Source organism: Caballeronia sp. LZ003, assembly GCF_031451465.1.
GTDB lineage: Bacteria > Pseudomonadota > Gammaproteobacteria > Burkholderiales > Burkholderiaceae > Caballeronia.
The window spans coordinates 610,766-631,897 of the sequence record NZ_JARUXJ010000001.1; the positions used below are offsets into that span (position 1 = coordinate 610,766).

Below are 21,132 nucleotides of genomic sequence, written 5' to 3' on the forward strand. Positions count from 1 at the left end.
TTGCAGCGTGGCCGGGCAGCGCATCGATACGAGTCAGCGCCGGCACGACACTCGCGCGGACACAGGAGACAGGAACAATGGAAGCGATCAGGAGCGTCGAATACGACCGGCCGCATGGCCTGACGTGCGGCGTAGGCGAGGCGTGGGCACGTGTTCCCAACGCGCCGTCCGCCGAAGAGAAGCGCGAATTGAAGGCGCGAATCCGTGCGCTGTTGCATCGGGAAGAGGCGGTTTTGGTGGCGCACTATTACGTGGACTCCGAGCTCCAGGAACTCGCCGATGAAACGGGCGGTTGCGTCGCCGATTCGCTCGAAATGGCCCGTTTCGGCCGCGATCACGCCGCGAAGACACTGGTCGTCGCGGGCGTGCGTTTCATGGGCGAGACATCGAAGATCTTGAGCCCCGGCAAACGCGTGTTGATGCCCGATCTGGACGCCACCTGCTCGCTCGACCTCGGCTGTCCGCCCGACGAATTCTCCGCTTTCTGCGATGCTCACCCGGACCGCACGGTCGTCGTGTATGCGAACACGAGCGCCGCCGTGAAGGCGCGCGCGGACTGGATGGTCACCTCATCGATCGGACTGGAAATCGTCGCGGATCTGCACGCACGCGGCGAGAAGATTCTGTGGGCGCCGGACCGGCATCTGGGCAACTACATCCAGAAGAAGACCGGCGCGGATATGCTCTCGTGGCAAGGTTCGTGTCTCGTGCACGACGAGTTCAAAGGCATCGAGCTGGATCTCTTGCGCGCCGAATATCCGGACGCGAAGGTTCTCGTTCATCCGGAATCGCCGGAAGGCGTCGTGCAACTGGCGGACGTCGTCGGTTCGACCACGCAGCTGATCGATGCCGCCGTCAAGCTCGACGCAAAGCGCTTTATCGTCGCGACCGATCTCGGCATCCTGCACAAGATGCGGCTCGCGGCGCCCGGCAAAACCTTCATCGAAGCGCCGACCGCCGGCAATAGCGCCACGTGCAAGAGCTGCGCGCATTGTCCGTGGATGGCGATGAACGGCCTCGCCAATCTCGCCGATGTCCTTGAGCGCGGCCACAACGAGATTCACGTCGATGCGGCTATTGCCGAGCGCGCGCGCGTGCCGATCGACCGCATGCTCGACTTCGCCGCGCGTCACAAGAAGCGTGTGCAGGCGAGCGGCGATCTCGCGAAGGATCAAACGTTGTTCTCGAACGTGGGGCCCGCATGACGAACCATTCGCCTTTATTTGCGGAGATCCGCGCGCAGTACGGCGAAGCGTTCGACGCCGCGCTCGCCCGCAATGTCGCCGATGCGCTCGCCGAGGACATCGGCAGCGGCGATCATACGGGGCGTCTCGTGCCAGCAGACACACGTCGCACGGCGCGCATCATCGTGCGGGAAGAGGCGGTGCTGTGCGGCGCGCCGTGGTTCGACGAGGTGATGCGTCGCGTCGATCCGAGCATCGAAGTCGAATGGCGGTATCGCGAAGGCGAGCGCATGACGGCGAATACGCCGGTCGTCTTGCTGCGCGGCCAGGCGCGTTCGCTTCTGACCGCCGAGCGCAACGGCCTCAATTTCCTGCAATTGCTGTCGGGCGTGGCAACGGCGACGCGCCGTTATGTCGATGCCATCGAAGGCACGCGGGCGCGCATCCTCGACACGCGCAAGACGCTGCCCGGCTTGCGGCTCGCGCAGAAGTACGCGGTGCGCGTGGGTGGCGGCGCCAATCAGCGGCTCGCGCTCTATGACGGCATTCTGATCAAGGAAAATCACATCGCGGCGGCGGGCGGCGTCGGCGCTGCAATGGACGCCGCGCTCGCGCTCGACGCGGGCGTGCCCATTCAGATCGAAGTGGAAACGCTGGCGCAGCTTGAAACCGCGTTGGCGCATCGCGCGGAATCTGTGTTGCTCGACAACTTCACGCTCGACGCCATGCGCGAAGCCGTGCGCGTGACGGCGGGAAGGGCGCTGCTCGAAGTTTCGGGCGGCGTGAATTTCGAGACCGTGCGGGCGATTGCGGAGACGGGCGTGGACCGCGTCTCTATCGGCGCATTGACGAAGGACGTGCGGGCAACGGATTTTTCTATGCGCTTGATCGAAGAGTAAGCTTGCTGCGCGTCGACATCTAAACCGCGCGCCGCCTCGCCGCCGGCGGCATCAACACAGTCGGAAGCGCTTTCGGCAAAGTCGCCGGCCAGTCGCGACTGAAGTGCAGCCCGCGGCTCTCGCGTCGCGAGCACGCGCTTTCCACGATCAGCGACGCCACATCCACGAGATTGCGCAGTTCCAGCAAATCGCGGCTGACCTTGAAGTTCGCGTAGTACTCGTGGATTTCGTCGCGCAAAAGCGCAAGCCGGTGCTGCGCGCGCGCCAGCCGCTTGTCCGTGCGCACGATGCCCACGTAATTCCACATCAGCCGCCGCAACTCGTCCCAGTTGTGCGCAACGACGACTTCTTCGTCCGGATCGGAAACGCGGCTTTCGTCCCAGTCGGGCAGCGGCGCATGGCAGCCCGCTGAATAACCTTCCGTCTCGATCGCCTCGGCCGTCGCGCGCCCGACCACCAGACATTCGAGCAGCGAGTTGCTGGCGAGCCGGTTCGCGCCATGCAGACCTGTGTACGACGTCTCGCCGACCGCATAAAGTCCCGCGCGATCCGTGCGGCCCGCGAGGTCCGTCACGACGCCGCCGCAGGTGTAATGCGCGGCGGGCACGACGGGAATCGGCTCCTTCGCGATATCGATGCCGAATTCGCGGCAACGCGCGAGGATCGTCGGGAAATGTTCTTCGAGAAACGCGCGCGGCTGATGGCTGATGTCGAGATAGACGCAATCGATGCCGCGCTTCTTGATTTCGAAGTCGATGGCGCGCGCGACGATGTCGCGTGGCGCGAGTTCGGCGCGTTCGTCGTGCGCGGGCATGAAGCGTGTGCCGTCGGGCAGACGCAGTACGCCGCCTTCGCCGCGCACGGCCTCGGAGATCAGGAACGACTTGGCGTATGGATGGAACAGGCAAGTCGGATGAAACTGGATGAACTCCATGTTGGCGACGCGGCAGCCCGCGCGCCACGCCATCGCGATGCCGTCGCCGGTGGCCGTGTCGGGATTCGTCGTGTACAGATAAACCTTGCCCGCGCCGCCCGTGGCGAGCACGGTGTGCGGCGCTTGAATCGTCACGGTTCGTCCGCTCGCGAGATCCAGCGCGTAGAGACCATGACAGCGGTGCCCCGGCAAGCCGAGCCGGTCGGACGTGATCAGATCTATCGCGGTATGGTCTTCGAGAACCGTGATGTTCGGATGATTGCGCACGCGCTCGTTGAGCGTCGTGACGACTGCGTGGCCGGTGGCATCCGCGGCATGAATGATCCGCCGATGGCTATGGCCGCCTTCGCGCGTCAGATGGAAGCCGAGTTCCGCGGAGACATCGCGCGTGAAGGGCACGCCTTCCGCGATCAGCCATTCGATTGCCGCGCGCCCGTTTTCGACGATGAAGCGCGTCGCCGCTTCGTCGCAAAGTCCGGCGCCCGCGACGAGCGTATCGCGCACGTGATTGTCGATGCTGTCCGCCGAATCTAGCACGGCCGCGATGCCGCCTTGCGCCCAGTCGCTCGCGCCGACGCTCACCGCGCGCTTGGCGATGATCGCGACGCGCCGCGTTTCGGCCAGGTTCAACGCCACGCTCAAGCCTGCAAGCCCGCTTCCCACGATCGCTACATCGAAATTCATGCTGCTCGATCTCCGTCTATGTGCTTTTTATGACTGCAAGCCGGCAAGCATAACGCGCTCGCCACCCAACCGGCACGGATAACCCGCGCGCGAACGTGTGAAAGCGAAAGAAGAAAAATCGCGCGCACAAACAAAAAGCCCCGCGTGTGCGGGGCTTCTCGTGTCTTTGTCAGGCTCTCAATATCAAGCGCTTACTTGATCTTGGTTTCCTTGTACTCAACGTGCTTGCGGACGACGGGATCGAACTTCTTGATCAGCATCTTTTCCGGCATGTTGCGTTTGTTCTTGGTCGTCGTGTAGAAGTGACCCGTACCTGCGGTCGATTCCAGCTTGATCTTGTCGCGTGCGCCCTTGGCCATGTGCGTGCTCCTTAGATTTCACCGCGTGCGCGCAGGTCTGCGAGCACGGCGTCAATACCGTTCTTGTCGATCAGGCGCAGGCCGGCGTTCGAGACGCGCAGACGCACCCAGCGGTTTTCGCTTTCAACGAAGAAACGGCGGTTCTGCAGGTTCGGCAGGAAACGGCGCTTGGTCTTGTTGTTTGCGTGGGAAACGTTGTTGCCCGACATCGGGCCTTTCCCAGTTACTTGGCATACGCGTGCCATGAGGACACTCCTAAAACACGTTGAGTCCGGAAGTCAAACGCTCGATTTTGGGGGAATCCCGCAATCGATACCTCAAATTCGCCCGATTGCCTTGAACGGGGAGTTGGCAGCACGGTTATGCCAATGAGGACGACGTAAGCCCGAAACAGGTGGGTTGAGAAAACGAATCGTGGATTCTAGCAGGAAAAACGTAGCAATATCAAGCCCGTTCGTCCTTATCTTAGTCAACCTCGGCTGCTTCGGGTCAAATCTAAAGCCAGCCCTCACGCGCGAAAGAAAAAATTTCATTGCCCGCGACCACCATGTGATCGAGCAATTTCACGTCGATGAGATTCAGCGCGTCTTGCAGCGTGCGGGTGAGCTTCTTGTCGTTCGCGCTAGGCTCCACGCCGCCAGACGGATGATTATGCGCCACGATCAGCCCCGCCGCGTTCAGATGCAAGGCACGCTTCACGATCTCGCGCGGATACACCGCCACCCGCGTGAGCGAGCCGCTCGCTTCCACGTGCGCATCGATCAGCTGATGCCGCGCATCGAGATAGATGCACAGGAAAAGTTCGTTAGGCTGAGTGCCGATTCTCAGGCGCAGAAAGTCTTCCACCGCGCCCGGCGAGTTCAGCAGCATGCGTTCGCGCGCCTTCTCGATGAGCGCCCGTCGACACAGTTCCGACACGGCCAAAAGCGTGGCCGCGCGCGCCTCGCCGACGCCGCGCTCTTCCTGGAGCTGAAGCGCGGACGCGTCGAGCACGCCGCGAATCGAGCCAAAGCGCCGCAGCAGCGCACGCGCCACATCGACTGCCGTTTTGCCCGGCAATCCTGTGCGCAAAAATACGGCGAGCAACGCGGCGTCGCTCAACGAGTCGCCGCCGGACTGCAACAGACGCTCGCGCGGCTTGTCCGTCTTGTCCCACTGGGAAATTGGCAGAACGGAAACGGGCTGCGGCAGCGCGGGGCCGGCTTCCATTTCACGCATTAGAATCTCAAAATTGGCGGACATTCCTTCCCCTGAGGCCATCTTAAGGCTGTATTTTTGCGAGATACACCGCACTTACGCCGCTCGAGCGAAGCGCGGCGCTTCCCAACTCTGTCTTACAATAGCGGTTTCGGCGCGCGCTCCGCCCCGCCACGCGGCCCGAAGTATCGCGCCAGGCGCACGTCCCGCTTCCGACTGAACCGTCACAGCCAATACTCATGAGCATCATCGATATCTCCGAGGTGAAACCCGGTTCGCATGTCACGCTTCATTACCGGCTCGCACTGGCCGATGGCGCCGACATCGTCAACACATTCACCGACAAGCCCGCGACCCTCCTGCTCGGCGCAGGCCAACTCGCGCCGCCACTGGAAGAGATTCTGCTGGGAATGAAGGTCGGCCACCATTCGACCTTTCAGCTAACGCCGGAGCAAGCGTTCGGGCCGCGCAATCCGGAGCTCGTGCAGCGCGTGTCGCTCGCGACGCTGCGCGAAAACAGCATGATCGGTGAGGATTTTTCTCCCGGCGATCTCGTCGAATTCAACGCGCCCAACGGTGGGCGCTACGCGGGCGTGCTCAAGGAAGTGGGCGAGACGTCGGCGCTTTTCGACTTCAATCACCCGCTCGCCGGCCAGTCGCTGGCCTTCGAAGTGAAAATCATCGGAATTCTGTAGCCATGAGCCTGACTGAAAGCCTCAACGAGATCGATACCGACGTCGAGATCCTGCTCGCGCAGCCGCGCGGCTTTTGCGCCGGCGTGGATCGCGCGATCGAAATCGTCGAGCGGGCCATCAAGCTGTTCGGCGCGCCCATCTACGTGCGGCATGAAATCGTCCACAACGCCTACGTGGTGTCGGACCTGCGCAAGAAGGGCGCCATTTTCATCGAGGAACTGGACGACGTGCCCGAAGGCGCCACGCTTATTTTCAGCGCGCACGGCGTGTCGAAAGCGGTGCGCGGCGAAGCCGAAGCGCGCGGTTTGCGCGTGTTCGACGCCACGTGTCCGCTCGTGACCAAGGTGCACATGGAAGTCGCGAAAATGCGCCAGGAAGGCTTCGACATCGTGATGATCGGCCACAAAGGCCATCCGGAAGTCGAAGGCACGATGGGCCAGTCGGGCGAGGGCATGCATCTCGTCGAGGATATCGAAGACGTCCTGAAGCTCGATCTGCCCAATCCTGACCGCATTGCCTATGTCACGCAGACAACCCTGTCCGTCGACGACGCCTTCGCCATCATCGACGCGTTGAAGACCAAGTATCCGGCCATCAAGGAGCCGAAGAAGCAGGACATCTGCTACGCGACGCAGAACCGTCAGGACGCGGTGAAGTTTCTCGCGCCGCAATGCGACGTGGTGATCGTCGTGGGCAGCCCGAACAGTTCGAATTCGAGCCGTCTGCGCGAAGTGGCCGAGAAGCGCGGCATCCCGGCCTATATGGTCGATTCGCCGACGCAGATCGATCCGCGCTGGGTGGAAGGCAAGAAGCGTATCGGCGTGACGGCGGGCGCATCGGCGCCGGAAGTGCTCGCGCAGGCGGTAATCGCCCGTTTGCGTGAGCTCGGTGTGCGCAATGTGCGTTCGCTCGAGGGAATCGAGGAAACCATCGCGTTTCCGCTGCCGCGCGGGCTGACCTTGCCGCAATGAGTTAGATAGTTCTTTCGAAAAAAGCGCCTACGGGCGCTTTTTTTCGTTCTGTGTGAACGCTTTTGCTCAAGAACGGAACTACTCGGGCCGACATAAGACCCAAGCGGTAAGCACTATTTTGGGGCGACTTTTGTTCGGTAAGAATTTAAGGGTTTCCCCTCGCTGCAAAGGCGCAAACGTCAACGCTTCAACGCGCCGAATAAACCCGATCCCGTTATGGTGCAACTGCTGCACAAAAACGAATCGCAACCCGGTTGCGACTTGCGCGGAAAATCGTCAAAAAAAACGGGTTGCAATGCTGGAAAACCCCGCCACACAAGAATATTGCTCGTCTCATATTTAGCGTTACAATGCGCCCGTCTTGGGCTCGGAGGGGTCTCTCGGCAACGGTTTTGAAAGGCGCAGGAGACCTATTTGATGCGATTCAAGTTTGCTTACGCCGTGTCCATCGCGGCTGCGGTTGCAATGGCAACCGCATGCGGCAAGAAGGGCGAAGGCGAAGCGAGCGCACCTGTAGCGGCGGCGAGCGCGGTGTCCGCACCTGCCGCAGCGTCGGCTGCGGCAGCCCCCGCCGCGAGCGAAGCAATGGTCGTCAAAATTGGTCACGCCGCGCCGCTTACCGGATTGCAGGCACACCTCGGCCGGGACAATGAAAATGGCGCGCGACTCGCACTCGAAGAGATCAGCGCGCAGGGTTTGACGATCGACGGGCGCTCCATTCGCCTCGAACTCGACAGCCAGGACGATGCAGCCGATCCGCGCGTGGGCACCGAAGCCGCGCAGCGTCTAGTCGACGACCATGTGGTCGCGGTGATCGGCCACATGAACTCCGGCGTGTCGATTCCGGCTTCGAAGATTTACAGCGATGCGGGCATCGCGCAAATTTCGCCGTCGACGACCAATCCCGAATACACGAAGCAAGGCTACAAGACGACGTTTCGCGTCGTGGCGACCGACGCGCTGCAAGGCCCCGTGCTGGCCAATTACGCGATCAAGACGCTGCGCGCGAAGAGAATCGTGGTGGTCGACGACGCCAGCGCCTACGGCCGCGGCCTTGCCGATGAATTCTCGAAGACGGCGCAGGCCGGCGGCGCGAAGCTTGCCGCCCGGGAAGCCACGAGCGAAAAGGCGCGCAACTTCAAGGCGATCCTCACGAAGATCAAACGCATCCAGCCGGATGTCGTGATGTACGGCGGCATGGACGTAACGGGCGGGCCATTCGCGAAGGAAGCGGCGGCGCTCGGCATCAAGGCGAAGATTCTGGCGGGCGACGGAGTCTGCACCGGCAAGCTCGTGGAACTTGCGGGCGACGCCGTACAGAACATCGTCTGCTCGGAAGCGGGGCTCGCGCTTTCGAAGATGGATAAGGGCGCCGACTTCGCGCAGAAGTACGAAGCGCGCTTTCATGCGCCGGTCCAGATTTATGCGCCGTTCACGTACGACGCGATGTACGTGATCGTCGATGCCATGAAGCGCGCCAATTCAATCGAAGCGCCCAAGGTGCTCGCGGCGATCGCCACGACGGACTTCAACGGTCTGACCGGGCATATCGCATTCGACGACAAAGGCGACCTCAAGGCGGGCGCCATCACGCTCTACGAGTTCAAGGACAAAAGGAAGGACGTGCTGGACGTAGTCAAGCAGTAAGCGAGATGTGTGAAAGCGGCGCCGCGCGTTGAGCGCCGTTCTCATGGCTTCGTGGCAGTGGATGGGAGTAAGACTTCCGTGAAAACCGTTCGGAGACGTTTGCAGCCAGATCCGGCAGCAGGCGGGACCCGGGCGATTAACCTTACCGGTTTTTTTAATCAGTACGCGCAGTGCTGCTCCAGATTTCGCTTCACATCGGTTTATCGGCCGGTGATAAAGACGTAATCCGGTCGCACGGGGCTAAGGAGCGTTATATGGATATTTTCATCCAGCAGGTCCTCAACGGTCTGGTGCTTGGCAGCATTTACGCCATCATCGCACTGGGCTATACGATGGTGTATGGGATTCTCGGCATCATCAACTTCGCGCACGGCGACGTGCTGATGGTGGGTGCCATGGTCGCGCTGTCGGCCATCGGCGTGATGCAGAATCACGCTCCGGGCATTCCCGGGCCGATCATGCTGACCATCGCGCTTGTCATTGCCGCCGTGGTCTGCGCGGTGGTGGGCTACACGATCGAAAAGGTCGCGTACCGTCCGCTTCGTAAAGCGCCGCGTCTCGCGCCGCTGATCACCGCGATCGGCGTGTCCATTCTCTTGCAGACGCTCGCGATGATGATCTGGGGCCGCAATCCCCTCGCGTTCCCGCAGTTGCTGCCGACCGATCCGATCAACGTCATCGCCGCCGACGAAACCCGTCCGGGCGCGGTGATCTCGATGACTGAAATCGTCATCATCGTGGTCGCGTTCCTCGTGATGGGCGGCTTGCTCCTTCTCGTGCACAAGACCAAGCTCGGCCGCGCCATGCGCGCAATCGCCGAGAACCCAGGCGTTGCATCGCTGATGGGCGTGAACCCGAACTTCGTGATTTCCGCGACCTTCATGATCGGCTCGGCGCTTGCCGCACTCGCCGGCGTGATGATCGCCTCCGAATACGGCAACGCGCACTTCTACATGGGCTTCATCCCCGGTCTCAAGGCGTTCACGGCGGCGGTGCTGGGCGGCATCGGCAACCTGGGCGGCGCGATGGTCGGGGGCGTGTTGCTGGGTCTCATCGAACAGTTGGGCGCCGGTTATATCGGCAACCTGACAGGCGGCGTCTTCGGCAGTAACTATCAAGACGTGTTCGCCTTCATCGTGCTGATCATCGTGCTCGTGTTCCGTCCGTCGGGTCTGCTCGGCGAACGTGTCGCGGATCGCGCTTAACCCTCGCGTGAGGAGCTAAAAAATATGACTTCGATTCAACCGATTGAGCCGTCCACGACGCTCATTCCCGAGAAAAACGCGACCCGCAAGCTGGTGGTCGGCGTCATCACCACGGTGCTCGTGATCGCGGCGCCGATGATCATCGGCGCGGCAGGCGGCAACTACTGGGTGCGCGTGCTCGACTTCGCGATGCTCTACGTGATGCTCGCGCTGGGCCTGAACGTAGTGGTCGGTTTCGCCGGCCTGCTCGATTTGGGCTACATCGCGTTCTACGCGGTCGGCGCTTACGTCGCAGCGCTGCTGTCGTCGCCGCAACTGACCTCGCAGTTCGAGTGGATCGCGCATCTCGCGCCGGGCGGTCTGCACGTGCCGTTCCTCATCATCGCGCCGTGCGCGATGGCGCTGGCCGCGACCTTCGGTGTGCTGCTCGGTGCGCCGACGCTTCGTCTGCGCGGCGACTACCTCGCCATCGTGACCTTGGGCTTCGGGGAGATCATCCGGATCTTCATGAACAACCTCGATCGTCCGATCAACATCACGAACGGTCCGAAGGGCATCACCGGTATCGATCCGGTGACCGTCGCGGGCTTCAACCTCTCGCAGACGCACACGTTCTTCGGCATGAAGTTTCCGTCCGTGTACATGTATTACTACCTCTTCGTGCTCGGCGCGTTGCTGGTGATCTGGGTGTGTACGCGCTTGCAGCACTCGCGTATCGGCCGCGCGTGGGCCGCTATCCGCGAAGACGAAATCGCCGCCAAGGCAATGGGCATCAACACGCGTAACGTAAAGCTGCTGGCCTTCGCGATGGGCGCGTCCTTCGGCGGTCTGTCGGGCTCGATGTTCGGCGCGTTCCAGGGCTTCGTGTCGCCGGAATCGTTCACGTTCTGGGAATCGATCGTCGTGCTGGCGTGCGTGGTGCTCGGCGGCATGGGCCATATCCCGGGCGTGATTCTCGGCGCGGTGCTGCTTGCCGTGTTCCCCGAATTCCTGCGCTCGACCATGGGTCCGCTGCAGAACGCGATCTTCGGTCATCAGATCGTCGATACCGAAGTCATCCGCCAGTTGCTCTACGGTCTCGCGATGGTGCTGATCATGCTGTATCGCTCGGAAGGCCTGTGGCCGGCCCCGAAACACGAAGACAAGATCGCGAAGATCGCGAAGCGCGGCAGCAAGAAGCCAGTGCGCGCCTAAACGGGGAACTCAAAGATGAGCGAAAAGCAAACGCGACTGTCCGTGAAGGGCGTCAACAAGCGCTTCGGCGGGCTGCAGGCTTTGTCGGATGTCGGCCTCGAAATCAAGGCGGGCGAAATCTACGGTCTGATCGGTCCGAACGGCGCGGGCAAGACCACGTTCTTCAACGTGATCACGGGTCTTTACACGCCGGATTCGGGCGTGTTCAAGCTCGATGGCGAAGCCTATACGCCGACGGCGGTGTATCAGGTGGCGAAGGCGGGCATTGCGCGCACGTTCCAGAACATCCGGCTCTTCGGCGGCATGACCGCGCTCGAAAACGTGATGGTCGGACGCCATGTGCGCACGAAGCACGGTCTCATCGGCGCGGTGTTTCAGACGCCGTCCGAGCGGCGCGAAGAGCGCGAGATCAAGGAGCGCGCGCTCGAGCTGCTCGAATACGTGGGCGTGCTGCAATACGCCGATTACACGTCGCGCAATCTGTCGTACGGCCACCAGCGGCGTCTGGAAATCGCGCGCGCACTGGCGACCGATCCGAAGCTGCTTGCGCTCGACGAACCGGCCGCCGGCATGAACGCGACGGAGAAAGTGGAGCTTACGCGTCTGCTCGACAAGATCCGTAGCGACGGCAAGACGATTCTGTTGATCGAACACGACGTGAAACTCGTGATGGGATTGTGCAACCGCATGACGGTGCTCGATTACGGCAAGGTGATCGCCGAGGGTCTGCCGCAGGACGTGCAGAAGGACCCGAAGGTGATCGAGGCATATCTGGGTGCGGGGGTGCATTAATGGCGACGCCAAGCGCAATGTTGAAGGTCAAGGGTTTGCAGGTGAACTACGGCGGCATCCAGGCGGTGAAGGGTGTCGACTTGGAAGTCGGACAGGGCGAACTCGTCACGCTGATCGGCGCGAACGGCGCCGGCAAGACCACGACGATGAAGGCCATCACCGGTCTCAAGCCGTATTCGGGCGGCGACATCGAATACATGGGTCAGTCGATCCGTGGCGTGCCGACGCACGAGTTGCTCAAGCGCGGTCTTGCCATGGTGCCGGAAGGCCGCGGTATCTTCGCGCGCATGTCGATTCTGGAAAACATGCAGATGGGCGCCTATCTGCGCAACGACGCCGACCAGATTCAGAAGGACACCGACCGCATGTTCGGCTTCTTCCCGCGTCTGAAGGAGCGCGCATCGCAATATGCGGGCACACTGTCGGGCGGCGAACAGCAGATGCTCGCCATGGCGCGCGCGTTGTTGTCGCGTCCGAAACTGCTTCTGCTCGATGAGCCGTCGATGGGTCTTTCACCCATCATGGTCGAGAAGATTTTCGAGGTGGTGCGCGAGATTTCGTCGGAAGGGCTGACGGTGTTGCTCGTCGAACAAAACGCGCGTTTGGCGTTGCAGGCGGCGAATCGCGGCTACGTGATGGACTCGGGCGTGGTCACCATGTCCGGCGACGCCAAGATCATGCTCGACGATCCGAAGGTGCGTGCCGCGTATCTCGGCGAGTGAATAGTGCTTGAGTCGTTCGAAAGCCCTTCCGCGGAAGGGCTTTTTTTATAGCCGCGTTATAGAGACGTTTATAGCCGCTTGCCGAGGCTCACGACTTCATCCATCCGATACCCGAGCTTTTCATAGAAGCCGCGCAGTTCGGTCTTGACCGCGAGTATCTGCAGATTCACTTTCGGGCATCCGCGTGCCGCGAGCGCTTCTTCGGCATGGCGCATGAGCGTTGCGCCATAGCCGCGCCGGCGTAACGCGGGCGCCACGGCCAGCGAATAAACCCAGCCGCGATGACCGTCGTAGCCGGACATCACCGTGCCGACCACGCGGTCCTCGACCGTTCCGACGAAGAACAACTCCGGCTGCGTGCTCATCTTGTTGGCGATCGACAATGCCGGATCGCGCTGCGGCCGCGATGCATCCGCGTATTCGGGGAAGACATCGCGCCACAGGGCGATCACGGCTTCGCGATCGCTTGCATCGAACGTACGGATGATCACAGCGCATCCAGCACGGTGCGCAGCATTTTCAGCATTTGGTCGATCTCGTCCTTCGTCACGTTCAGCGCGGGCATGAAGCGCAACAGATTCGGACGCGCGGCGTTGAGCAGCAGGCCGTCGGGTTGCAACAGACGCGCCTTTTCGACGATCTGCGGACCCTTGTCGCTATCGAGCAGAAGCGCGCGCAACAAGCCTTCGCCGCGCTCGCCCCTGAAGCCGCGCTCGGCCGACAGCTTCAACAACTCGGACTTCAGGTATTCGCCACGCTCGCGCACGCCTTCGAGAAAGCCGGGCGCGACGAGTTGCGAGATCACCGAGTAACCCACTGCCGTCATCAACGGATTGCCGTTGTAGGTGCCGCCCTGATCGCCCGGTTCGAAACATTCGATTGCCGCCGTCGAAAGGAGCGCTGCCAGCGGCACGCCACCGCCAATACCCTTGCCGAGCGTCATGATGTCCGGCTCGATGCCCGACAGTTCGTAAGCGAAGAGCGTTCCCGCGCGGCCGCATCCGCTTTGCACTTCATCGACGATCAAGAGCAGGTTGTGTTGCTTCGTCAGATCGCGCAATTGCTGCATGAATTCGCGCGTGGCCGGAATCACGCCGCCTTCGCCCTGAATCGGTTCGAGCATCACGGCGACGGTCTTTTCCGTGATGAGCTTTTCCACCGATGCGATGTCGTTCAGATCGGCCTTCGGAAAGCCCGGCACTTGCGGTGCGTAGATGGTGTCCCAGCCCGGCTTGCCGCTTGCCGACATGGTCGCGAGCGTGCGGCCATGGAAACTGTGGTCGAACGTGATGATTTCATACGCGCCGTTTTTGAACTTGCGTCCCCACTTGCGCGCGAGCTTGATCGCGCCTTCGTTGGCTTCCGCGCCGCTGTTGGCGAAGAACACCTTGTCGAAGCAACTGTTGGCGGTGAGCAGACCCGCGAGCTGCGCCATAGGCGCGTTGTAGAACGCGGGCGACGGGTTGATGAGCGTGCGCGCCTGCTTTTCCAGTGCTTCGATCATGCCTTCGTTGCAATGGCCGAGCGAATTGACAGCCCAGCCCTGAATGAAGTCGAGATATCGCTTGCCGGTGTTGTCGTAAATCCAGGAGCCTTTGCCGTGCGTGAACACGATCTCGGGGCGGTTCGTGATGTACATCAGCGAATCGACGGGGTACTCATTGAAATTCATGACAGCAGGCTCCACGAAAGCAGTGACGAAGGAAAGGAAGCGAGAAGAACGGCGAGCCGAAAAAAACAAAAGCCACGGATATCCGTGGCTTCATTTCTTGCGCGTTGAACAAACCGAACCTTTGCGCGCAAATGCGTGACGAGCCAGCGGCATCCCTAGGGAAGCGGCGAGCGGCGACGTCGAAGTGCGCGAAGGTGAATCAGGATCGAGTTCATTCGCGAAGGATACGTTATCAAGTTCCCGCCTGTAAACCGTGCGCGCGAATTTTTATCCGCGCGCAGGTTCGCAGGCTGGCACCTTTGGCGATTCAGACCGGATGCGCGAGATCCGCCGCGCTCGTGAACGAATCCGCATAGAACTCGTCTTCCGGCAAGCGATGATGCAACGTGAAGTCGCGCTGCGCCGATTCCACCATCACCGGCGCGCCGCACGCGTACACCTGATGAGCGCTCAAGTCTGGCAGATCTTCGATGACAGCACGATGAACGAAGCCCGTGCGGCCGGTCCATGCGTCGTCGGCGTCGGGTTCGGAGAGCACCGGCACGAACTTGAAGTTCGGCACTTCGCGCGCCCATTGCTCGGCAAGCGCCATCATGTAGAGGTCTTTCTTGCGACGGCCGCCCCAGTAGAGCGTCATCGGGCGATTGAGGTTCTTGAACACCGCATGCTCGATGATCGCCTTGATCGGCGCGAAGCCCGTGCCCGACGCGAGCAGCACGATGGGCTTGTCGGATTCGTCGCGCAGAAAGAAGGTGCCGAGCGGACCTTCGAAGCGCAGGATGTCGCGTTCCTTCATCGAGCCGAAGACGTGGTCCGTGAACGTGCCGCCGGGCATGTGACGCACGTGCAGTTCGAGCGGGCCTTCGTGATGCGGCGGGCTCGCCATCGAATAGCTGCGACGTTTGCCGTCCTTCAGAATGAATTCGATGTACTGCCCCGCGAGATATTGCAGACGTTCGTTGGCGGGCAGTTGCAGCTTCAGTTCGATGACGTCGCCGGCCTTGCGTTCGAGCGCGTTCACGCGGCAGGGCAGCTTCTTCACCTGCACGTCGCCGACACCCGCGACTTCGCGCACGTCGATGGTGAGATCGGTCTGCGCGGTCGCGCAGCAGAAGAGCGCCATGCCGCGCGTTTTTTCGTCGTTCGAGAGCGCGGACGAGGAATGCGGCGCCTGCTCGATTTCGCCCTGGACAACGGACCCCTTGCAGGAGCCGCACGCGCCGTTCTTGCACCCGTAAGGCAGACCGATACCCTGGCGCAAAGCGGCCGTCAGGACCGGTTCATCGGGTTCCACCTGAAACTGCCGGCCGCTTTGCCGGAGCGTTACATTGAAAGCCATAGATCGAATTCTTGCTGTCTCGTGAAGGAGTGTTCCGTGCGATGCCGCGAGCCATGAAGCCGTCGACAATGACTGCCGCGGATACAATGCTCGGCATGATCGCCACTCGAACTTTGCGCCGCTCGCGCGTGCTTGTCGTCGGATGCGGCGATGTCGGCATGCGCGCGTTGCCGCTTCTGCAAAACCGCGCCGCCGCGCCGCGCGTGATCGCGCTTACGCATCATCCTGAACGCGCGGGCGAGTTGCGTGCCGCGGGCGCGCTGCCCATTGGCGGCGACCTCGACGCGCGCCGGTCGCTGCGGCGCCTGGCCGGTATTGCGAAGACCGTCTTGCATCTCGCGCCGCCGCAACGCGATGGCGCCGCCGATACCCGCACGCGTGCGCTCATCGCCGCGTTGCGCGCACCGCGCCGCTCCGTCGCGCGTGGCCCTATGCAACCGGGTTCGCGCATTGCCCGAAGGTCGTTCATTGTACCCGACGCCCCTTTCGCGACGGGCACGCGCTTCGTGTACGCAAGCACGACGGGCGTCTACGGCGATTGCGCCGGCGCGCACATCGATGAAACACGGCCCGCGCGTCCGGAGAACGAGCGCGCCCGGCGCCGCGTATCGGCGGAACGGCAACTGCGGCATGCAGGCGCGACGAGCGGCTGGCACGTGTCGATCGTGCGGATTCCGGGAATTTATGCGGCGAATCGTTTGCCCGTGGCGCGCATCGAGAAGCGCATGCCGGCGCTTCTGGCGAGCGAGGACGTCTACACGAATCACATTCACGCCGACGATCTCGCGGCCATCCTCGTGCGCGCGCTCGAACGCATGCGGCCGCAAAGAGTCATCAACGCATCCGACGATACGGACCTGCGCATGGCCGACTATTTCGATCTCGTCGCCGATGCCTACGGACTGCCGCGCGTGCCGCGCATCTCGCGCGAGGAAGCCGCGACGCAGCTCGAACCGGTTACGCTTTCGTTCATGCGCGAATCGCGACGACTCGCCAACGCGCGCCTGAAGCGCGAGCTCGGTTACGCGCTGCGTTATCCGACCGTTGCCGACTTCCTGCGCGCGACGGCAAGCAAGCGCGCGGCCCGCTAGATAAGCGCGGGCAAGGTTTCGAGCAGGATGAAGCACATCAGCGCGCCGATCAACGCGCCGATCAGATTCGGCGAATACTTGTGCCGCATGTGCATGGCGACGGCCAATGCCCCGATAAGAACAACGCTCAGTGCGGCGAACGCGATCAGCGCAACGGTGGTGTGGGCGAACATGATGCCCTCCTGCTTTTTTGATAGTCATTCTGGTGTCCGTGCTTTGAGTATATGAATACGGACGCCGGAAAGCATGCTGCGGTGCAACGCCTCGCGTTCAGGGCTTACACCGATTTGCAGGATCAATGCGCGCCGATAAACGCGGCGACATCGGCCAGAACCGGGGAATTTGCGTGTGCCGACGCGGTGAAGGCATCGACGATGCGCCCGTGGTCGTAGCCCGGATAGCGCTTGAGCTCGACGCTATCGTCGTGCGCGCGCAACGCCGCGGCGAAGCGCTCGCTGTTGCGCGGATCGACGACGTTATCGGCGGTGCCGGTGGCGAGAAGCATCGGCGGCTCGTTGCCGGAAATGAAGTCGATCGGCAGCGTTTCGGCGCGCTCCGCTGCCGGAAAGATGTCGCCCATGTGCGGCTCGGACGGAATGGCGACATACGGCCCGGCGAGCCCGATCATGCCGCGCAACGATTCCTTCGCCATGCCTTGTGCTTGCAGATAACGGCCGTCGGTGGCGAGCATCGCCGCGATATGCGCGCCCGCCGAATGTCCCATCACGAAGATGCGCTCCGGGTCGCCGCCAAACTCATGCGCGTGATCGCGCGCCCAGCGCACCGAAGCGGCGGCATCGGCAAGGAAGCCAGGGAAGACGGTTTCCGGATACACGCGGTAATCCGGCGTCACCGCGACGAAGCCGCGTTGCGCGAGCGCGTCCGCCACGCCGCGCGAATCGGCGCGCTGGCCGGCTTGCCAGCTTCCACCGTAAAAATACACGATCACCGGACGCGCATGTTGCGAGGCCTCTTCGGGCGCGTAGACGTCGAGCCGTTGCCGCGAAGTCGGGCCGTAGGGCAGGCCGTCGGCGAGTTCTTCGTCATCGGACGCGGCCGTGACTGCCGTTGCCCGCGCGCGCAACGGACCGAAGCCCGCAGCGCACGCCGCCAGTGCCAGAGTGATGAAGCGCCGTCTCGCCGCGAGTTGCATGATGTCGTCGACCCTGAAAGTGATCGGCGCGCAGCCGATGCTAAGACGTGCGTGAGTCCCGCAGCGCGGCGAGATCGGTCTCGTCGAGCCAGCGCCACGCGCCTTCGGCCAGGGACTCAGGCAAAGCATAACCGCCCACGCGCTCGCGATGCAGTTTCTCCACCCGGTTGCCGGCCGCCGCGACCATGCGCTTCACCTGATGGTATTTGCCTTCCTGCACGGTGAGTTCGAGCAGATGTTCGTCGCGTCGCGTGGCCGCGAGCGCGGCGCTCGGCTTCGTCTCGCCGTGCAACAGGACGCCTTCGACGAGGCGCGCGAGTTGTGCATCGTCGATGGGGTGACGCGTCGTCGCCAAATACAGCTTCGGCACCTTGCGCTTGGGCGACGTGAAGGCATGCACGAAGGCGCCGTCATCGGAGAGCAGAAGCAGGCCGGTGGTGTCCTGATCGAGCCTGCCGACGGTCTGCACGCCGCGCTCGATCAACTGCGGCGGCAACAGGTGAAAGATGCTCAGGTGATGTTGCGGATCGCGCGAACATTCGTAGCCGGGCGGCTTGTTCAGCGCGATGTAGGCTTTCTCGCGATACGTCCAGGCGTGCCCGTCCACTTCGAATTCGGGCGATGGCGTGAGGGAAATGCGCGCGTGGGGATCGGCGCAAACATCGCCACCGATACATACGCGGCCTTCGGCGACGAGTCCGCGGCATTGGCGGCGCGACCCGAAGCCTTGGGAGAAGAGGAGGGTTTCGAGGTCCATCGGATAGGCGGAGTTGAAGCGGCGATTCTAGCAAGCGGCGGGGGCTTGCGAGCGATTGCCCCCGCCGTTGCTCAATGCGCGTCGCCGCGACCCTTCGCCACCGTCGGCACGCCCCAGCCGAAGAGCGTCGCGTTGGAACGGTCTTCCGCGAGGCTCGTCACGGGCGCGTGGTGCGATCCCACGCTCCAGCGGCCATCGAAGGTCATCGCGGGCACCGCGGGCGCCGGGATGGCCGCGCCTTGACTGAAGTAGGCGATGTTCGCTTCGTATTGCGCGGCCGTCGCGTGGCGCAGGACTGCTTGCGTTTGCGCGTTGCGCGGATCGAGCGCCACGGCGCGCCGGGCATTGCGGACCGCGCAGGACGGGTCCTTGTTCAACGGGCACGAGCGGGCGCTTGCCACGGCGCTGTCGCGGGCGCGTTCCTGGCGGGTGACATCGGCTGCGAGTTGTTGAACTTCCGGGTTGCGCGATTGGCTTGAAGCGAGGACGCGCAGGTTGCGGCGGGCGGCAGCCAGGTCGCGATTGGCGAGCGCCTGCTGGACGGCGGCGATGTTGCGGGCCACGGCGGGTGATTCTTGCGGCGGATGGGTATCGGCGGGTTTGGCGGCGATCGACGCTGTTTTCGGTGATGGAGCGGGGGATGCGCTCGCGGCCGACGTGGTCGCGTGGTTGCGGGAAGCGTCCTGCGCGATGACGGTCGCGGCAACTTGTGTCGATGCGAGAGGGGTCGGGGCGGGATGCGCTGCGTTTCCGGCTGCCGGGCTGTGTTGGGAGGCTTCGGGCGCGTTGGCGACTGCGATCTGCACAGCCGGCTTCGCGCTTGGCGATGCGGTCTTTGAAGCTGCCAATGTCGTCGCGTTGCTTCGCGACGTATCCGCTGCGGTGACAGCGCCGGCTGCGGTCTGCGTCGCCGGCTTTCCGCTTGCGGTTGTTTCTGATGTTGTCGTCGTCGCGTTGCTTCGCGACGTATCGGGCGTGTTGGCGCTAGCGGCCGCGGTCTGCATCACCGGCTTTGCAGTCGTCGATGCAATGCCGTTCGATGCCGTCTTCGATGCCGCCGCGTTGCCCCGCGAAGCATCCGCCGGGGTGGCGCCGCCCGCGACGGTCTGCGCCGCCGGCTTCGATGACGTCGAGCCATTCTCAGGCTTCGAGTTCGCCGCCGTCTGCGTCGCAGGCGACGCGACCGTTCCAGGCGCGCTGTGAGCGGCAAGCGAAGGCGCTGCCGGTTGTGCTGCGTTCACATTCTTCTTGCCATCGGTACCGGCCGCGACTGCTTCCCGTGTGCCGATCGCATCGTTCGCGGGGGCCTTGTTCGATGAGCCGCTCGCCATCGTGGCATTGCCGGGCGATGCCGGTTTCACCGTCGATGCACCGGCGTCACCAGCACCAGCCGCATTCGACGCCAAAGCCTTGTTCTGCGATGCGCCAAGCGCGGAAGCTGCCGGCGTTTGCGCGGAAACAGTGCCGCCACCCGCCGACGGCTTGCTTTGCGATACCACTGGGCCCGTCGACACACCCGCATCGGCGATCGATGCGGTTTTCACCACCGGCGTAGTCGCGGACTGCGGAGCCTGACTCGTCGATGCCAGAGCCAGAGCAGCGGATTTCGGCTCCGTTCCCATTGCGGGCTTCGCAACCGTCGAATTCCCAAGCCCGGCGTTCGTCGCACGATGATCGGCCATTGCGGTCGCCGTAGGCCGATTGCCCGACGGTGTCGCCGACGCTCCCGCTGTCACGCCGGCAATCGCCACGGAACCGCCCGCAGAGGATCTATCGGGTGCCCGACGCGAACTCGCATCGGCCGAATTCGCGCGACTAGCAAGCCTTTGCGCGTCATCTGCACGAACACGTTTCGCATCGTCGTCAGCCGATGCCAGCGTGCGCGCCTGTTCCGCGACCGCTCTCGATTGGTCGAGTCCGGCACGCTTCTCGTCGCCCGCGCCGCGCGCCGCCGACGCACCATTTCCAATCGATCCAGCCGCGCTGATCACCGGCCGGTTCGCCGTGACGACGCCTCCGTCCGATTGCACGTAAAGGTATCCGCCCGCGGCGAGTCCCGCGACCACGCCGCCAATGAGCACCGCCAGTCCCTTCCTCGCCGGTTTGCGCTCGGCCTCGGGCGGCAGGTCGCCCGGCTCGGCAAGACTCGGGTAGGACGTCACCATCCTGCGACGAACGAGACGCGTCAGCCAGCCCGTATCGCGCAGATCGGTGATGTCGAGTTGCCCCGGCATCGGCGCGGCGGCAGCGGCGGCTGCGGGCGCAGCGGATGCAATGGGCGCGACAGGATCGGATCGCGTCGTGAAGATCGCGCCCTGCCGATCGGACCCGCAAGAAGGGCACGTTTCTTCCTCTGCGCGCGAAACGGCGTTACAGCGGCGGCAAATCACCGAATCGAGCGTGAGCGAATATTCTGGTCGGTTCATGTCGCACCCTATTGGAGTTATGGCCCGACACATGGCGCGGGCGGGTCACGACATCGGAACTCCTAAGGAAGCCGAAAGCGGTCGCCTGCGCAGGCACGCATCCTCGCGATGCACCCTGCGCCGGAGTCCTGAATGCCGAGCGGGAGCCTATTTTTGCGACTCCCGGTGAAACGCGTCTACGCGATTGCGCACATAGGCGTAATGATCGTGT

The 21,132-nt window shown here is 63.0% G+C and carries 21 protein-coding genes; 10 read left to right on the forward strand and 11 right to left on the reverse strand.

The window, feature by feature from the left end:
- Positions 1-77: 77 nt before the first annotated feature.
- Both nadA and nadC read left to right on the forward strand, forming a co-directional pair.
- Positions 78-1,205 carry a quinolinate synthase NadA gene (gene nadA / locus QCE79_RS02775; protein ID WP_309841685.1) on the forward strand — a complete coding sequence of 376 codons (1,128 nt, stop codon included), beginning with the start codon at positions 78-80 and terminating at the stop codon, positions 1,203-1,205.
- Complete coding sequence (gene nadC, locus QCE79_RS02780; RefSeq protein ID WP_309841687.1) at positions 1,202-2,083, forward strand: carboxylating nicotinate-nucleotide diphosphorylase; 882 nt, start codon at positions 1,202-1,204, stop codon at positions 2,081-2,083. Before nadA ends, nadC begins: the two co-directional genes overlap by 4 nt.
- Before the next feature lie 19 nt (positions 2,084-2,102).
- Here nadC and nadB read toward each other — a convergent pair whose 3' ends face one another.
- From nadB to radC, 4 genes are all read right to left on the reverse strand, one after another.
- Positions 2,103-3,701, reverse strand: coding sequence for an L-aspartate oxidase (gene nadB / locus QCE79_RS02785; RefSeq protein ID WP_250491898.1), 1,599 nt, complete (start codon positions 3,699-3,701; stop codon positions 2,103-2,105).
- A gap of 191 nt (positions 3,702-3,892) precedes the next feature.
- Complete coding sequence (rpmG, locus tag QCE79_RS02790; RefSeq protein WP_007180630.1) at positions 3,893-4,060, reverse strand: 50S ribosomal protein L33; 168 nt, start codon at positions 4,058-4,060, stop codon at positions 3,893-3,895.
- A gap of 11 nt (positions 4,061-4,071) precedes the next feature.
- Positions 4,072-4,305, reverse strand: coding sequence for a 50S ribosomal protein L28 (rpmB, locus tag QCE79_RS02795; protein WP_008351171.1), 234 nt, complete (start codon positions 4,303-4,305; stop codon positions 4,072-4,074).
- A gap of 250 nt (positions 4,306-4,555) precedes the next feature.
- A complete protein-coding gene (gene radC / locus QCE79_RS02800) occupies positions 4,556-5,302 on the reverse strand; it encodes a DNA repair protein RadC (RefSeq protein WP_250463474.1) in 747 nt (248 codons plus the stop codon).
- Positions 5,303-5,496: 194 nt separating this feature from the next.
- Here radC and QCE79_RS02805 point away from each other — a divergent pair, with 194 nt between their 5' ends.
- From QCE79_RS02805 to QCE79_RS02835, 7 genes are all read left to right on the forward strand, one after another.
- A complete protein-coding gene (locus QCE79_RS02805) occupies positions 5,497-5,952 on the forward strand; it encodes a peptidylprolyl isomerase (protein ID WP_244827228.1) in 456 nt (151 codons plus the stop codon).
- Between the two features lie 2 nt (positions 5,953-5,954).
- Positions 5,955-6,923: a 4-hydroxy-3-methylbut-2-enyl diphosphate reductase gene (ispH, locus tag QCE79_RS02810; RefSeq protein ID WP_244827229.1), complete on the forward strand. Its 969-nt coding sequence runs from the start codon at positions 5,955-5,957 to the stop codon at positions 6,921-6,923.
- Positions 6,924-7,340: 417 nt separating this feature from the next.
- A complete protein-coding gene (locus tag QCE79_RS02815) occupies positions 7,341-8,570 on the forward strand; it encodes a branched-chain amino acid ABC transporter substrate-binding protein (protein ID WP_309841694.1) in 1,230 nt (409 codons plus the stop codon).
- Positions 8,571-8,824: 254 nt separating this feature from the next.
- Positions 8,825-9,775: a branched-chain amino acid ABC transporter permease gene (locus QCE79_RS02820; protein WP_244827231.1), complete on the forward strand. Its 951-nt coding sequence runs from the start codon at positions 8,825-8,827 to the stop codon at positions 9,773-9,775.
- Between the two features lie 24 nt (positions 9,776-9,799).
- Positions 9,800-10,969 (forward strand): ABC transporter permease subunit, encoded by a 1,170-nt coding sequence (locus QCE79_RS02825; protein WP_244827232.1) that lies wholly within the window; start codon positions 9,800-9,802, stop codon positions 10,967-10,969.
- Between the two features lie 15 nt (positions 10,970-10,984).
- On the forward strand, positions 10,985-11,761 hold the full coding sequence (locus QCE79_RS02830) for an ABC transporter ATP-binding protein (protein ID WP_244827233.1): 777 nt from the start codon (positions 10,985-10,987) through the stop codon (positions 11,759-11,761).
- Positions 11,761-12,483, forward strand: coding sequence for an ABC transporter ATP-binding protein (locus QCE79_RS02835; protein WP_244827234.1), 723 nt, complete (start codon positions 11,761-11,763; stop codon positions 12,481-12,483). The genes QCE79_RS02830 and QCE79_RS02835 overlap by 1 nt, the downstream gene beginning before the upstream one ends.
- A 68-nt stretch (positions 12,484-12,551) precedes the next feature.
- Here the strand turns inward: QCE79_RS02835 and QCE79_RS02840 are convergent, their stop codons facing one another.
- The 3 genes from QCE79_RS02840 to QCE79_RS02850 all read right to left on the reverse strand — a co-directional run bounded on the left by QCE79_RS02840 (position 12,552) and on the right by QCE79_RS02850 (position 15,494).
- A complete protein-coding gene (locus tag QCE79_RS02840; RefSeq protein ID WP_244827235.1) occupies positions 12,552-12,974 on the reverse strand; it encodes a GNAT family acetyltransferase in 423 nt (140 codons plus the stop codon).
- Entirely contained in the window at positions 12,971-14,155 is a 1,185-nt protein-coding gene (locus QCE79_RS02845; protein WP_244827236.1) for an acetylornithine transaminase, read from the reverse strand. The genes QCE79_RS02840 and QCE79_RS02845 overlap by 4 nt, the downstream gene beginning before the upstream one ends.
- Before the next feature lie 307 nt (positions 14,156-14,462).
- Positions 14,463-15,494 carry a CDP-6-deoxy-delta-3,4-glucoseen reductase gene (locus QCE79_RS02850; RefSeq protein ID WP_309841703.1) on the reverse strand — a complete coding sequence of 344 codons (1,032 nt, stop codon included), beginning with the start codon at positions 15,492-15,494 and terminating at the stop codon, positions 14,463-14,465.
- A 95-nt stretch (positions 15,495-15,589) separates the two neighbouring features.
- On the opposite strand from QCE79_RS02850, the gene QCE79_RS02855 reads away from it, so the two are divergent.
- Complete coding sequence (locus tag QCE79_RS02855) at positions 15,590-16,585, forward strand: NAD-dependent epimerase/dehydratase family protein (RefSeq protein WP_309845144.1); 996 nt, start codon at positions 15,590-15,592, stop codon at positions 16,583-16,585.
- On the opposite strand, the gene QCE79_RS02860 is transcribed toward QCE79_RS02855, so the two are convergent.
- The 4 genes from QCE79_RS02860 to QCE79_RS02875 all read right to left on the reverse strand — a co-directional run bounded on the left by QCE79_RS02860 (position 16,582) and on the right by QCE79_RS02875 (position 20,921).
- On the reverse strand, positions 16,582-16,758 hold the full coding sequence (locus tag QCE79_RS02860) for a hypothetical protein (protein WP_244827238.1): 177 nt from the start codon (positions 16,756-16,758) through the stop codon (positions 16,582-16,584). The genes QCE79_RS02855 and QCE79_RS02860 overlap by 4 nt on opposite strands.
- Before the next feature lie 122 nt (positions 16,759-16,880).
- A complete protein-coding gene (locus QCE79_RS02865; RefSeq protein ID WP_309841707.1) occupies positions 16,881-17,738 on the reverse strand; it encodes an alpha/beta hydrolase in 858 nt (285 codons plus the stop codon).
- A gap of 40 nt (positions 17,739-17,778) precedes the next feature.
- Positions 17,779-18,495, reverse strand: coding sequence for a 16S rRNA pseudouridine(516) synthase (locus QCE79_RS02870; RefSeq protein ID WP_309841709.1), 717 nt, complete (start codon positions 18,493-18,495; stop codon positions 17,779-17,781).
- 71 nt (positions 18,496-18,566) lie between these two features.
- A complete protein-coding gene (locus QCE79_RS02875) occupies positions 18,567-20,921 on the reverse strand; it encodes a hypothetical protein (RefSeq protein ID WP_309841711.1) in 2,355 nt (784 codons plus the stop codon).
- Positions 20,922-21,132 lie beyond the last annotated feature (211 nt).